Annotated in this window: 15 protein-coding genes; 11 read left to right on the top strand and 4 right to left on the bottom strand. The window is 41.7% G+C overall.

What is annotated here, in order from left to right; all coding sequences use genetic code 11:
• Positions 1-24: 24 nt before the first annotated feature.
• Complete coding sequence (locus ACP8HG_RS07860; RefSeq protein ID WP_067210269.1) at positions 25-414, bottom strand: ribonuclease HI family protein; 390 nt, start codon at positions 412-414, stop codon at positions 25-27.
• Between the two features lie 90 nt (positions 415-504).
• Here ACP8HG_RS07860 and ACP8HG_RS07855 point away from each other — a divergent pair, with 90 nt between their 5' ends.
• Entirely contained in the window at positions 505-693 is a 189-nt protein-coding gene (locus ACP8HG_RS07855) for a zinc-finger domain-containing protein (RefSeq protein WP_067210267.1), read from the top strand.
• 40 nt (positions 694-733) lie between these two features.
• On the opposite strand, the gene ACP8HG_RS07850 is transcribed toward ACP8HG_RS07855, so the two are convergent.
• Complete coding sequence (locus ACP8HG_RS07850) at positions 734-943, bottom strand: cold-shock protein (RefSeq protein ID WP_067210265.1); 210 nt, start codon at positions 941-943, stop codon at positions 734-736.
• Between the two features lie 145 nt (positions 944-1,088).
• Here ACP8HG_RS07850 and ACP8HG_RS07845 point away from each other — a divergent pair, with 145 nt between their 5' ends.
• The gene (locus ACP8HG_RS07845) at positions 1,089-1,718 is read left to right on the top strand and encodes an HD domain-containing protein (protein ID WP_067210263.1); all 630 of its coding nucleotides are present in this window, start codon (positions 1,089-1,091) and stop codon (positions 1,716-1,718) included.
• Positions 1,719-1,934: 216 nt separating this feature from the next.
• Here ACP8HG_RS07845 and ACP8HG_RS07840 read toward each other — a convergent pair whose 3' ends face one another.
• Both ACP8HG_RS07840 and ACP8HG_RS07835 read right to left on the bottom strand, forming a co-directional pair.
• Positions 1,935-2,504 (bottom strand): YkoF family thiamine/hydroxymethylpyrimidine-binding protein, encoded by a 570-nt coding sequence (locus ACP8HG_RS07840; protein ID WP_438298459.1) that lies wholly within the window; start codon positions 2,502-2,504, stop codon positions 1,935-1,937.
• A gap of 187 nt (positions 2,505-2,691) precedes the next feature.
• Positions 2,692-4,071: a glycine--tRNA ligase gene (locus ACP8HG_RS07835; RefSeq protein WP_187047908.1), complete on the bottom strand. Its 1,380-nt coding sequence runs from the start codon at positions 4,069-4,071 to the stop codon at positions 2,692-2,694.
• Positions 4,072-4,514: 443 nt separating this feature from the next.
• On the opposite strand from ACP8HG_RS07835, the gene ACP8HG_RS07830 reads away from it, so the two are divergent.
• The 9 genes from ACP8HG_RS07830 to ACP8HG_RS07790 all read left to right on the top strand — a co-directional run bounded on the left by ACP8HG_RS07830 (position 4,515) and on the right by ACP8HG_RS07790 (position 13,697).
• Positions 4,515-5,144: a helix-turn-helix transcriptional regulator gene (locus tag ACP8HG_RS07830; RefSeq protein WP_082786604.1), complete on the top strand. Its 630-nt coding sequence runs from the start codon at positions 4,515-4,517 to the stop codon at positions 5,142-5,144.
• A gap of 10 nt (positions 5,145-5,154) precedes the next feature.
• Complete coding sequence (locus tag ACP8HG_RS07825; protein ID WP_067210252.1) at positions 5,155-5,970, top strand: pyruvate, water dikinase regulatory protein; 816 nt, start codon at positions 5,155-5,157, stop codon at positions 5,968-5,970.
• A 268-nt stretch (positions 5,971-6,238) separates the two neighbouring features.
• Entirely contained in the window at positions 6,239-8,053 is a 1,815-nt protein-coding gene (gene dnaG, locus ACP8HG_RS07820) for a DNA primase (RefSeq protein WP_067210250.1), read from the top strand.
• Positions 8,054-8,087: 34 nt separating this feature from the next.
• Positions 8,088-9,206: an RNA polymerase sigma factor RpoD gene (rpoD, locus tag ACP8HG_RS07815; RefSeq protein ID WP_067210248.1), complete on the top strand. Its 1,119-nt coding sequence runs from the start codon at positions 8,088-8,090 to the stop codon at positions 9,204-9,206.
• Between the two features lie 109 nt (positions 9,207-9,315).
• Positions 9,316-9,867 (top strand): hypothetical protein, encoded by a 552-nt coding sequence (locus tag ACP8HG_RS07810; protein ID WP_187045105.1) that lies wholly within the window; start codon positions 9,316-9,318, stop codon positions 9,865-9,867.
• A gap of 92 nt (positions 9,868-9,959) precedes the next feature.
• Entirely contained in the window at positions 9,960-11,099 is a 1,140-nt protein-coding gene (locus tag ACP8HG_RS07805) for an acyl-CoA dehydrogenase family protein (RefSeq protein ID WP_067213966.1), read from the top strand.
• A 197-nt stretch (positions 11,100-11,296) separates the two neighbouring features.
• Complete coding sequence (gene cccA / locus ACP8HG_RS07800; RefSeq protein ID WP_067210244.1) at positions 11,297-11,665, top strand: cytochrome c550; 369 nt, start codon at positions 11,297-11,299, stop codon at positions 11,663-11,665.
• Positions 11,666-11,829: 164 nt separating this feature from the next.
• The gene (locus tag ACP8HG_RS07795) at positions 11,830-12,582 is read left to right on the top strand and encodes a tRNA (adenine(22)-N(1))-methyltransferase (RefSeq protein WP_438298458.1); all 753 of its coding nucleotides are present in this window, start codon (positions 11,830-11,832) and stop codon (positions 12,580-12,582) included.
• On the top strand, positions 12,579-13,697 hold the full coding sequence (locus tag ACP8HG_RS07790) for a Nif3-like dinuclear metal center hexameric protein (protein ID WP_338656412.1): 1,119 nt from the start codon (positions 12,579-12,581) through the stop codon (positions 13,695-13,697). The genes ACP8HG_RS07795 and ACP8HG_RS07790 overlap by 4 nt, the downstream gene beginning before the upstream one ends.
• The last annotated feature ends 53 nt before the right edge of the window (positions 13,698-13,750 follow it).

Here is a 13,750-nt window from a genome sequence, read left to right as displayed (position 1 = left end):
AAAAAAGACTGAACAGATAACTGTTCAGTCTTTTTTGTGAATTGCTTCTCGTGCAAGTGCGTCTGCAGCACGGTTATCTACATCGGGAATCCATTTGATGAAAAAAAAGTCAAACGTGTCTGCAAACTCAAGTATTTTTTTCAAGTATTCTTTATATGCTTCATTTTTCACGAATTTCTTTTCCACGGCCATGACAACGATTTGGGAATCAGAACGAGCTGATACCATGCCAGTCGTCAGTTTGGATGTTTCTTCCAAGCCGCGTAACAGTGCTTGGAATTCGGCAGAATGATTATCCGTAGGTTCGATTTTTTCGGATAACTTTATTGCATGTCCCTCACCTTTTATGAAAATTCCAATACCACTTTTCCCGGGATTTCCTGCACTTGCGCCGTCTACGTACAACTCAATCATTTGATTTAGCACCTCGATTTAATTGGATTGTTGCACCAGTGTTCAAATAGTATTAGAATATATGAATCGCGTCTTTTGGGGGTAGTCATTATGAATAAAACAATTATTATGAATGAAATAGATGGAATTCTAGATGCCTATTGCGATGGCTGCTTCCTGAAAACACAGCTGTCAAAAGACAAAGGGAAGTCGGGATCACATAAGTTTTGTATTACCGTGTGTACAATCGGTGAGCAGCTTCGGTTTCTAGGCCAGGAAATGAATAAAAACACAAAATAATATCCCGCTGGAAATTGCATCAGCGGGATTTTGTGTTCGATCATTCATCTCCAAGTTTTAAGACATTCGCTGCCTGAGGACCGCGATTCCCTTCGATGATTTCGAAGGATACGGATTGTCCTTCATCAAGCGTTTTAAAGCCTTCAGATAGAATACCGGTAAAGTGGACAAACACATCTTCCCCGTCATCCGCTTCGATGAAACCATAGCCTTTATCATTACTGAACCATTTGACTTTTCCCTGGTACATGTATATTCCTCCTCGGCGATTCGATGTCCCATCCATTAGAAACATGGATGCATCAACTATACATGAATCGACATTGTGCGTCAACGATATGCCTAAATATTCAGACGCATTTTCACATAAAAAATCTTTTTATAGGAGTGATTATATGATAAAAACGATTGAAAAATGCATGCAGATAGTCATTGGAATTTACAATAAGTTCGATGCAAGTCATGATTTCGCTCATATCCAACGCGTAATGAAAAATGCGGAAGAAATCTTGGTTCGGGAGCCTTCAGCGAATGAGGAAGTTGTCCGTCTTGCTGTTTTGTTGCATGATATCGAAGATGCTAAATATAAATCAGATGACAACCCATCCATCCTAGACATTTTACAGGAAATTGGTCTCGAAGATGAATTAACTAAGAAAGTAGTAGCGTGTATTGAAAGCGTGTCATTCAGTGGTGGTAATGCGAAGGACATCACGTCCATCGATGGAGCCATTGTGCGCGATGCAGACCGGCTTGATGCAATCGGTGCTATTGGGATTGCACGCACATTTGCGTTCGGCGGTGCAAGGGGAAGGAAGCTATACGATACAGACGAGATGGTTCGTGTTAATATGTCTGAAACAGAATACCGTAGCAAGGAAACGGCATCAGTTACACATTTCTATGAAAAGTTGTTGCTGTTAAAAGAGTTGATGGTGACAGAAGAAGGGAAGCGGCTCGCGGAGCAACGACATGACTATATGGAAGGTTTTTTGAAACAATTAGATCGTGAAATCGGTTCTTAATGATAATGAAAATGTAACCCCTTGTTCAATAAGAGACAAGGGGTTTTTGAATGATGTCAGTTGGCATGTTTTAGTAATTCTTTCTCAATGATTGCCTGGAGTTGATCAGTGCCGATTGCACCGCTAGAGAACGCTTTGCTTTTAATCCAAAATACGGTCCTCATCATTGTGCATCAGTCAATCGAAATTCGATGTATGGCCGATTGTCACCTAAAATTAAACGTTCTTATGCGAGGGACTATTCACACTCATATTCACGGTCATGACTACATGTGACTGAACACTTGAAAAACTATCCTCTAAGAATAAAAATACTGGGTGAACATCGCCGTGTAAACCACTACCATTTTTTGAAGTCGCATTGTACAAATCACTGTTTTTCAACCGGCTAATTTCGGAGCCTATACTATCCATATAATCAGGTTGACCCAAAGGATATAAATTGAACTTAGCGGAAACATATTGTTGAAATGGAGCGTATGATTCTTGATTAATACGGAATTTTTGTTCGGAAGGTTCATGGAATTCATGAACTACCGAAGGACATCCCGAGGAAAACGTACCATTGAATGCTATATGAGTTCCACTTTTTGAGGCGTGAATTATCATCGCTTTCACAGCGTCAAAGACAGCTTCCTGCTCGCCAATCATAGTTGAAGCTACGTCGTCTGTAGACATTGTCACATTTGAAGTGTTGACTCCTTGGAGTGCACCTTTTATGATTTCGATAAAGTTGTTAGTCATCGGATGGATGGAAAATTGGAGAGTGATCAAATTTTTTTTCATTTCAACGTCCCCCATATTGGTCAAATTGACATTTGTACCTGTTATTTTTTATAGTATCAAAGTGGTAAAATAGATATAATTATTCCCTTAGAAATACGAATTTGAATAAAATAAAACCACTTGACACCAAATTCATTGGTGGCAGGTGGTTTAGTCTTTCATCTGAATTTTTTCACGTTAGGATAGATTAAAATTCAAGCTGTTTTGCAATATAATCTTTCACTTCTGAAATAGGCATACGTGTTTGTTCCATAGAATCGCGGTGACGAACTGTCACTTGACGATCTTCTTCGGAATCAAAATCATACGTAATACAAAATGGTGTTCCAATTTCATCTTGACGACGGTAGCGTCTACCGATTGATTGTGCATCATCGTATTGAACGTTGAAATGTTTACGCAGTTCCGCATAGACTTCATCTGCGCCTTCCGCGAGTTTTTTCGATAATGGCAGAATCGCAGCTTTTACCGGTGCAAGCGCTGGGTGGAAACGAAGAACAGTACGTTTGTCGTCGCCTTCTAGCTCTTCTTCATCAAATGCATCGCATAGGAACGCAAGTGTCACACGGTCCGCACCAAGTGAAGGTTCGATACAATAAGGTACAAATTTCTCGTTTGTGATAGGGTCTAGGTAGTTGAAATCCTCACCGGAATGTTCCATATGACGTTTCAAATCGAAATCAGTACGGTTCGCAATGCCCCATAGTTCACCCCAACCAAACGGGAATTTGTACTCGATGTCAACAGTTCCTTTTGAGTAATGCGAAAGTTCGTCTTCATCGTGTTCACGTAAGCGCATATTGCCTTCTGTCAAACCAAGGTTCAATAACCATTGCTTTGAGAATTCACGCCAGAAAGCATACCATTCCATATCTTCGCCAGGCTTACAGAAGAATTCAAGTTCCATCTGTTCGAACTCACGCGTACGGAATGTGAAGTTTCCAGGTGTAATTTCATTCCGGAAGCTTTTTCCGATTTGTCCAATACCAAATGGCATTTTCTTTCTCATCGAACGCTGTACGTTTTTGAAGTTTACGAAGATACCTTGTGCAGTTTCAGGGCGAAGGAAAATTTCATTCGCTGATGAATCTGTAACACCTTGTGATGTTTTAAACATTAAGTTGAACTGACGAATATCTGTATAGTCCATAGCGCTACAAGTAGGGCAGACAACGTTATGTTCGTTGATAAGTTCTGCCATTTTATCGAAAGATAGACCATCGACAACCATTTCGATACCTTTTGCATCAAGTGCGTCTTCAATTAGTTTGTCAGCACGATGACGTGTGTTACATTTTTTACAGTCAATCATCGGATCGTTGAAGTTTCCGATATGACCTGAAGCTTCCCATACTTTCGGGTTCATGAGGATAGCCGCGTCAAGACCGACGTTATACGGCGATTCTTGAATGAATTTCTGCCACCAAGCTTTTTTGATATTATTTTTTAATTCAATCCCAAGTGGGCCATAATCCCACGTATTTGCAAGACCTCCGTAAATATCAGAGCCTGGGAAAACAAAACCTCTTTGCTTTGCTAAGTTAACGACTTGTTCCATTGACATAATAAATCCCTCCAATTATTAATCAAATACGCCTTGGCGGATTTGCGTCCAGATTTTGAATTGAGCTTGCTCAAATAATTCCCCTCAAAATCTGTGACATCCGCCGGAGGCTTTAATTTTGTTCAGCGGGGGCTTATGCTGAAACAAATTAAAAAGCACCCATCCCTGGACATATGTCCAGGGACGAGTGCATGATTACCCGCGGTTCCACCCTAATTGGCTGACGAACAGCCCTCTTTAATAGTGCATTAGCTCCAGGTTGCCGTTTCATGTCGGTACGGGCTTTCACTATCCCCGCTCGCTTCAATTTGACATTACTCATAGACCTATCTTCGCCTATTCAATTCTAACTTAGTTTAGCATGGTTCCGATTTCTTCGCAATAGCTCGCGTCTTCGTATATAATAATCAAGGATAAACAATTGAACGCTTAGGGCGGTGACATATATGGAACTGAATAAGCGTCAGACGGAAATCTTTGAAATCGTTAAAGCAGATGGCCCAATTACTGGCGAACAGATCGCGGAGCGGCTTAAGCTAGCGAGGGCTACAATCCGTCCTGACTTAGCTATTTTAACAATGGCTGGCTTTTTGGATGCAAGACCTCGAGTAGGCTATTTTTATTCGGGAAAAAGACCTGCCCAATCAGTTGCTGACAGTATGACCGGCATGAGGGTGCGTGATTTTCAGTCAATTCCGGTCGTTGTGGAAGAAAATATTTCGGTTTATGATGCAATTTGTCAAATGTTCCTAGAAGATGTTGGGACATTATTCGTCGTCGATCAATCTTCATTTCTTACCGGAGTTCTTTCGAGGAAAGACTTACTAAGAACGAGTCTTGGGAACAATGAATTGGAGAAAATTCCGGTCCATGTCATTATGACGAGAATGCCAAATATTACGTATTGTGATAAGCAGGATACGCTCCTTCATGCGGCGAAGAAAATGATAGACCAGCAAATTGATTCGCTACCTGTTGTCGTTGACAATGGGGAAGGGCTTGAAGTTGTTGGTAGGGTAACCAAAACCAATATTACTGCAGCCTTCCTATCACTTGCGGATGATCACGAATTATGAGGGGGATACTATGAAGAAGCTAATTTTGTTCATCGTTTCTGACTCAGTCGGTGAAACGGCCGACCTTGTTGCAAAAGCAGCGGCAAGTCAATTCAGACAAGGGCTAGAAACCGTATTAATTAAAAGGTTTTCACATGTAGAGGATGAATCGCAACTTGATGAAATCGTCTATTTAGCGAAACAGCAAAATGCAATCATTATCTATACGCTTGTGAAAAGTGCAATGTGTCAAAAACTAAAGCAAGAATGTCGAATTAAAGAAATTCAGTGCATCGATCTCCTTGGGCCAATTATCGAACGGATAGGTATGGAACTTGGTGAAAAGCCATTAGAAGAACCTGGACTTGTGCGGCAACTTGATGAAGATTATTTCAAAAAAATTGAAGCAATTGAATTCGCCGTTAAATATGACGATGGTAGGGATCCGCGAGGTATTTTGAGAGCAGATATTGTTCTAGTAGGTGTTTCAAGAACGTCGAAAACACCCTTATCGCAGTACCTTGCACATAAACGTTTTAAAGTGGCGAATGTTCCACTAGTACCTGAAGTCGAGCCGCCGGAAGAACTATTTATGATTGACCCAGCTAAATGTTACGGACTTGTTATCTCTGCGGAAAAACTAAACTTCATCCGCAGAGAACGTCTCATCGCACTTGGTTTAAAAGATGATGCGAATTATGCGCGAGTTGAGCGGATTGAAGCTGAAATTACGCATTTTAATAATGTCGTCTCGAAAATCGGTTGCAATGTTATCGATGTAACAAACCGGGCTGTAGAGGAAACTGCAAATGTTATACTAAGTGAGCTTACGAATCGTCATTCGTAAGCAAGAAGTGGGAGTTACTGTTAATCCTGAGGTGGAAGGGTATTCATAATCAGGACACAGTGATGTAGAAGGACCGACCGCTAATACGGGTTGGTTCTTCTTTTGCGGATGAAGAATTTTTTTTGAAATATGAGGTTCATATAGAGATAAAGCTTTACTATTAGTGTAGTATGAAAGATTCCGAGCATAATCGAAAATATTTTGTCGAAAATGAAGGGTTTTTGAATACTATCTCGAATTTAATCTTGATAGAGTGGTTGGTGATAGGATGACGAGAATACCAGAAGAGACTATAGAAGCCGTCCGATCAAAGACTGATATTGTAGATTTAATTGGAGAATATGTGCAACTTACAAAAAGAGGAAAGAACTGGTTCGGGCTTTGCCCGTTTCACGATGAAAGTTCACCTTCTTTCTCAGTTACAGAAGATAAACAACTCTTCCATTGTTTCGGATGTGGCGCTAGTGGAAATGCGATTACCTTCATTATGGATATTGAAAATAGCCCTTTCACCGAAGCCGTTGTAAAGCTCGCTGAACGAACTGGTATTGAAATCGATGCTACAGTGGGTGAAGGATCCGGAGCAAAGCAGCATAATGAATTTAAATCTATGATTGAAGCGCATGCTCTTGCTGCAAACTTTTATAGTCATCTACTCCTAAACACTGTAGAAGGTGAAGAAGCACTAGAATATCTTGAAAAAAGAGGGTTTACGAGAGAGAGTATCGAAAAATATGGAATCGGGTGGTCGCTAAATGATAATGAAGCGCTGTCGGGTCTACTAAAGCGTAAGAGTTTCGATATGAGGGATATGGAACGTGCTGGGCTTTGCATCATGAAAGACGATGGGACTGGCTATTTTGACAGATTTCGAGCACGTATCATGTTCCCGCTTCATGACGACAATGGTAACGTTGTAGCATTTTCTGGACGTATACTTACCGGTTCAAAACAGGAAGCCAAATACCTAAATAGTCCCGAAACCCCAATATTCGAAAAGAGTCATATTCTGTACAATTTTCACAATGCACGTCTTAACGTCCGGAAAACGGGTAAAGTAATACTGTTTGAAGGATTTATGGACACGATATCGGCTGATCGTGCTGGTGTGACGAATAGTGTTGCCGTAATGGGCACATCTTTATCAGATACACATCTGCTGAAATTAAAAAGAATTGCTAAAGATCTTATCATTTGCTGTGACGGAGATGATGCTGGATGGGAAGCGGCAAAACGATTCGCAGACATGGCCACCCAAAAAGGGTTGGATGTTAAAATCGCGTTGTTGCCTGGAAAGATGGACCCCGACGACTACATCACAGAGCATGGCGGTGATGCATTTCGCGAAAAGGTCATCGGTAATCCCCATTCATTCATGTCATTCATAATGGCATATGCAAAGCGATCAAAGAACCTATCTTATGAAAACGATGTGTTGCAATATATCCATGAAGTATTGGAAGAATTAGCGAAGCGTTCATCGCCAGTAGAGCGGGATCTTTATTTCCGGCAGCTTTCAACCGTGACTGGTGTATCAATCGAAGCCATTAATCAGCAGTTTATAAAAATGGCGGGACATCAAGCGAAGAAAGCAAAAACAGAACCAAAGCATGGGGAAACTATGCGTCCCCAACCTACTGTTCCAATCAGAAAGAAGACCGGTACTGAGCGTGCAGAGCGATTGTTGCTCTTTCACCTGTTAAGTGATGGGGAATTGTTTGATCGAATACGATTGGACAAGCAAAACCTGTTCGTTCGAGAAGATTATGTTGCCATCTTCATTCGGCTCGCTGGGTTTTATGAACAACACGGAATACCTGATTTCCACAGGTTTGCGGAATCGTTGGAAGACCGAGAACTTAGAAAAATTGTATTAGAATCTGCAATGGTGGAAAGAGATCCTGAACACGCTGCGGAAGAAATAGCTGATTGTATCAGTCACCTTGAAAAATATAAAATTAGTTTGACAATCCATGCAAAGATCCATGAATCGAAAGAAGCAGAAAAAATAAATGATCATACCCGGGCGCTGGAGCTGGCCAGGGAAATTATACAGCTCCGGAAATCATTGACGACATTGTAGTCGTTTTCCGGTGTACTTAGGAGGAACGGGTAAGATGAGCAAAAAAGAGCAAACAGAAGATATGGAAATTGAAATGACTGTTGAAGAAGTGAAGGCAAACCTGTTGGAGGCCGGAAAGAAAACAGGTGAACTTACGCTCGATGAGGTAACTGAGAAGTTATCTGTGTTTGAAATGGAACCTGAACAGTTCGAAGAATTCCTTGATTTGATTGAAGTACAAGGAATTGAAATGGACCGCAAAGCCGATGAAGAAGCCGGCGATGAGGGGAAAGTAGTGGCAGAAGAAAAGTTCGATTTGAATGACCTCAGTGTCCCACCAGGTGTTAAAATCAACGATCCTGTAAGAATGTACTTGAAAGAAATTGGGCGTGTCGATTTACTGACAGGTGCGGAGGAAGTTGAACTTGCAATTCGCATCCTGGATGGCGATGAAGAGGCGAAAAAGAGGCTTGCAGAAGCCAACTTGCGTCTAGTCGTAAGTATTGCAAAACGGTATGTCGGACGTGGCATGCTGTTCCTTGATTTAATTCAAGAAGGAAACATGGGGCTCATTAAAGCAGTCGAGAAATTCGACCATACGAAAGGCTTCAAGTTCAGTACGTACGCAACGTGGTGGATACGTCAGGCAATCACCCGTGCAATCGCGGACCAAGCCCGTACAATCCGGATTCCAGTTCATATGGTTGAAACCATCAATAAGTTGATTCGTGTTCAGCGTCAATTACTACAGGATCTTGGTCGTGAACCATCTCCAGAGGAAATTGGAGAAGAAATGGATTTAACTGCTGAAAAAGTACGTGAAATCCTAAAAATTGCACAAGAACCTGTATCACTTGAAACGCCAATTGGGGAAGAAGATGATTCTCACCTCGGTGACTTCATAGAAGACTCAGAGGCTCAGTCACCGTCTGATCATGCAGCATATGAGTTATTGAAAGAACAACTGGAAGACGTACTCGATACGTTGACAGACAGGGAAGAAAACGTGCTTCGTCTGCGTTTTGGTCTTGATGATGGTCGTACAAGAACACTTGAAGAAGTCGGTAAAGTGTTTGGCGTAACCCGTGAACGAATTCGTCAAATCGAGGCAAAAGCATTACGCAAACTGCGTCACCCATCTAGAAGTAAACGACTAAAAGACTTTCTTGAATAAAAAAGGGCATCGGCATAATTTGTGCCGATGCTTTTTTCACTGTTAAGCAACAGGGCAGCTGATTGGCGCTCTCCGATTTACCTACACTTTTCAAGGAGCGATTTATACTATGAATCCACAGCGAAAACGAATGATTATTTCGGAAATAAAATATTGGAAGCAGAATAAGTTGTTGCCGGAACATTACTGTGATTTTCTAATTACTCTCTATGCTCAAGGGCAGGATGAGAAGGAAGTGAAAGCCACCGAAGCCATTCTTGTCAAGGAAAAAAAGAAATTGGAACGGAAAATTGTTTTGATGACCATACTAGCGATAATCGTTAGTGGAGGCATGTTCGTATTTACCCAATACCCAGGGTGGACACTTACCTTGACGGCTGTTGTTTTGTTCTCGTTTCTCCTGTTGACGATGCGTAAATCAATGATTCAAATGGGAATAGCACCTATTTTATACATACTGGCATCCTTGATGTTGTTATTAATGTCACTGAAGCTATGGGTTGTCTTTTTCGATGGGCATACGATGTTACTAATCGGATTACTTATGTTGAACTGTGCGCTCTGGCTATTTGCAGGACGTATGCTAAAATTACAGTATTTCACAATCTCTGGTGCAGCTGGGCTACTATTAATCATCGTATTTTTACTTGTTTCGTTCTGAATTCTCCTATTCTTTCAGTAATAGTTGTGAAAACGGTAGACAATTCGTTATAATTGAAATTGTAAGCGTTCACAACAAAGGGGATGAAGATGTTGAATTTCGATTTGACAGAAGAACAACAGATGATTAAAAAAATGATTCGGGAATTCGCAGATGAAGTTGTTGCACCAGGTGCAATCGACCGCGACCGGACAAAAGAATTTCCAGTACAGGTGTTTAAACAGCTCTCCGAAATGGGAATGATGGGTTTACCGTTTTCTGAGGAATATGGGGGCGGAGGAGCCGACACAGTAAGTTTCGCAATTGTTACGGAAGAACTGAGCCGGGCATGTGCATCAACAGGAATTACATATTCGGCGCATATTTCTTTGGGAGGGGCACCGCTCAACCTATTTGGCACTGAAGAACAGAAACAGAGGTATTTGACGCCAATTTGTACAGGGGAATCATTAGGCGCATTTGGATTGACAGAATCGAATGCGGGCTCGGATGCGGGGGGGACGCAAACGACAGCAAAAGAAGACGGGGACGATTATGTCATCACCGGTTCTAAAGTGTTTATCACGAATGCGAGCTATGCCAAGCACCTTGCAATTACTGCTATCACTGGGAATGAAGACGGAAAGAAAGAAATTAGTGCAATAATCGTTCCGACTGATGCAGAAGGCTTCACGGTTATTGATAACTATGAAAAAATGGGGCTAAATGCTTCTAATACGACAGAACTTGTGCTTGACAACGTCCGAGTACCAAAAGAGAACCTGTTAGGGACTCAAGGTAACGGTTTCCGACAATTCCTCGTAACATTAGACGGTGGACGTATTGGGATCGGTGCTATGGCAGTAGGAATCGCTCAGGCGGCATTTGACCGGGCACTCCGCTACTCTAAAGAACGTAAGCAATTCGGCAAAACTCTTTCTGAATTCCAAATAACACAATTTAAGCTGGCAGATATGGCGATGAAAATTGAGCTTGCACGCAATATGGTCCATAAAGCAGCATGGCTGAAAGATCAAGGACGTCCATTCTCGAAAGAAGCTTCCATGTGTAAACTATATGCATCGGAAATTGCTATGGAAGTAGCGAGTGAAGCAATCCAGATTCATGGCGGTTATGGCTATATGAAAGAATATGAAGTCGAACGCTATATGAGGGATGCCAAGCTTCTTGAAATTGGAGAAGGAACTTCGGAAGTCCAAAGAATGGTCATTGCCAGACTAATTGGCTGTTAACAATAAAAGCGTCTTGCACCCGCTTAGACCCGAGCATTTGGTGCCTGTAGCTAGATAATAATAAAATATTTGTCGAAATTGTCACAAACACCGAAAAGATCATCGTTAACCCTTTCAGTTTTCTATTGAATACAGTACAATAATAGTTGTGTACTGTATTCATTACAGAATAGATCCTGATAAAGGAGGGTAATTCAATGGGAAAAAATCCAATAATTCCTTATATTCTTATTTTTGCGCTTGGAATCGGTCTTATTTTCTTCATGTCCCTTTATGGACTTGAACAGAAAAGTGAAATCGCTGAACAAGGCGAAGAGGGGGTAACTGAAGAAGCTCCAAGTTCTGCGGAATTTGATGCTGAAGCAGTTGCTCAAGGGAAATGTATCGGCTGTCACGGTGGAGACCTTACAGGCGGAATGGGACCAGGACTGGTTGGAACTAAACTGTCTAAGGATGAAATTAAAAACATCATAAAAGACGGTACTGATGGCGGAATGCCAGCAGGACTCGTTTCGGATGATGCCGAGCTTGACGCTATGGCAGATTATATTTTATCACTTAAATAATCCTTAATTAGGAAGAGCTGTCAGTTAGCAGAGCATTTCTGTAAACTGATGGCTTTTTCTGTTTTTTATGTTGAACAATTGAATACTTACATAAACAAAGCGAAGGTTACTCTTAGCCCCGCTGCGAATTCAATAGGATTCTTAATTTCAACAAATAGGATAAAGTGCAAAATACGACAAAATCCAATACAATAAAAGTATTGAAAGGCGGCGATCAATTGAATTCCGAACGATTATCTAACAGATTGAAGGCGGTTGCTTCTTTCGTTGACGAGGGTGCAGTCGTTGCAGATATCGGCAGCGACCATGCTTATTTGCCATGTTTCCTCATTCATACAAAGAAAGTGAAGGGGGCAGTCGCAGGAGAAGTAGCCAAAGGGCCATTTGAGTCTGCGGTTAAAAATGTGAGACGTGAAGGTTTTTCCGATGCGATTACCGTGCGATTGGCAGATGGTTTATTCGCTATTGAAGAAAATGATGCTGTCGATACGGTGACAATCGCGGGGATGGGTGGACCGCTCATCGCTACAATTTTGGAGAGCGGAAAAGACCGTCTTTCTCAAGTGAAGCGAATCATCGCACAACCGAATATATATTCTAGAGCAATCCGAGAATGGGCCGTTTCTAACGGTTGGAAAATAATAAAAGAACACATTTTGAAAGAAGACGGCAAAATATATGAAATTATCGTGATGGAAAAAGGGCAAGCGGTCTATGAGGAACTAGAATTAATGGCAGGACCTTTGTTATTGACTTCAAAAACCGACGTATTCATTGAAAAGTGGGAAAGTGAATTGTCGGAATGGAATCGCGTACTTGATTCCCTCGAAAAAACAATTGAAACAGAGGCAATAAAAACGAAAAAAGTACAGTTGGCACGTCATATTGCGTTAGTTAGGAAGGTGTTGACAACGTGAAAAAAGTGAATGGTCATGAAATTATTGCGCTTTTTGAAAAGTGGTCCCCAAAACGATTTGCAATGGATGGAGATCCAGTCGGTCTTCATATCGGGCAATTGAATCGAACTGTAGAAAATGTGCTTGTTACATTGGATGTCAATGAAGAAGTGATTGATGAGGCGATTCGAAAAGGTGCCAACCTTATTATCGCGCACCATCCACCAATCTTCAGGCCGTTGAAAAGCCTATTAACAGACACGCCGCAAGGTAGCATGATCGAAAAGTGCATTAAAAATGATATAGCTGTCTATGCGGCACATACAAATCTTGACGTTGCACCGGGCGGAGTGAATGATATGCTCGCTGAAAAACTTGGTTTGGTTGACACGAAAATAGTTGAGTCGACGCATTCTGAGTCACTTTATAAACTGGTTGTCTTCAGCCCCGCAACACATGCGGATGACATTAGACAAACGCTGGAAAAAGCGGGTGCTGGTGCAATTGGCGATTATGTCGGATGCAGTTTTAGCGCATCAGGTATTGGGCGTTTCACACCTGTCGAGGGGGCTGAGCCGTTTATTGGTGAAATGGGTAAAAGTGAGGCAGTTGAAGAGGAAAGAATCGAAGTGGTTGTCCCTGGACCTATTCGCAGTAAGGTACTAAAAGCGATGTTAGAAGTCCATCCATACGAAGAACCTGCGTATGATTTAGTCGTTCTTGATCAACAGTCAACTGACTATGGTCTTGGTCGTGTTGGGAAACTTTTGGAAAAGACAACGCTTGGACAATTTGCGGAACTTGTAAAAAAAGCTTTTGATGTCCCGGCACTTCGATTTGTGGGTGATCCAAACAAGCAGATTCGAAAAGTTGCTGTCTTGGGCGGAGATGGGAATAAATATATAGGAGCTGCTAAACGAAGCGGAGCGGATGTTCTGGTAACCGGGGATTTGTATTACCATGTTGCACATGACGCAGAAGCGATGGGTATTGCTGTCATTGACCCGGGGCACAATATTGAGAAAGTGATGATTCAAGGCGTTGCAGACTATATGCAGGCAGCTTGCGCGCAGGCTAGCTATAATGTCTCGTTTATCGAATCGAAAATTGTCACAGAACCGTTTACTTTCATTTGATAATGTTTGACGAAAAAAACCAGCCTCTGTAAAAGAGGCTGGTTCACTTTAAA

Origin of the sequence: Sporosarcina sp. FA15 (assembly GCF_051550195.1) — a bacterium.
GTDB classification, from domain to species: Bacteria; Bacillota; Bacilli; order Bacillales_A; family Planococcaceae; genus Sporosarcina; species Sporosarcina psychrophila.
The sequence above is the reverse complement of the archived record's forward strand: the minus strand, read 5'-3'. Positions and strand labels throughout refer to the sequence as shown.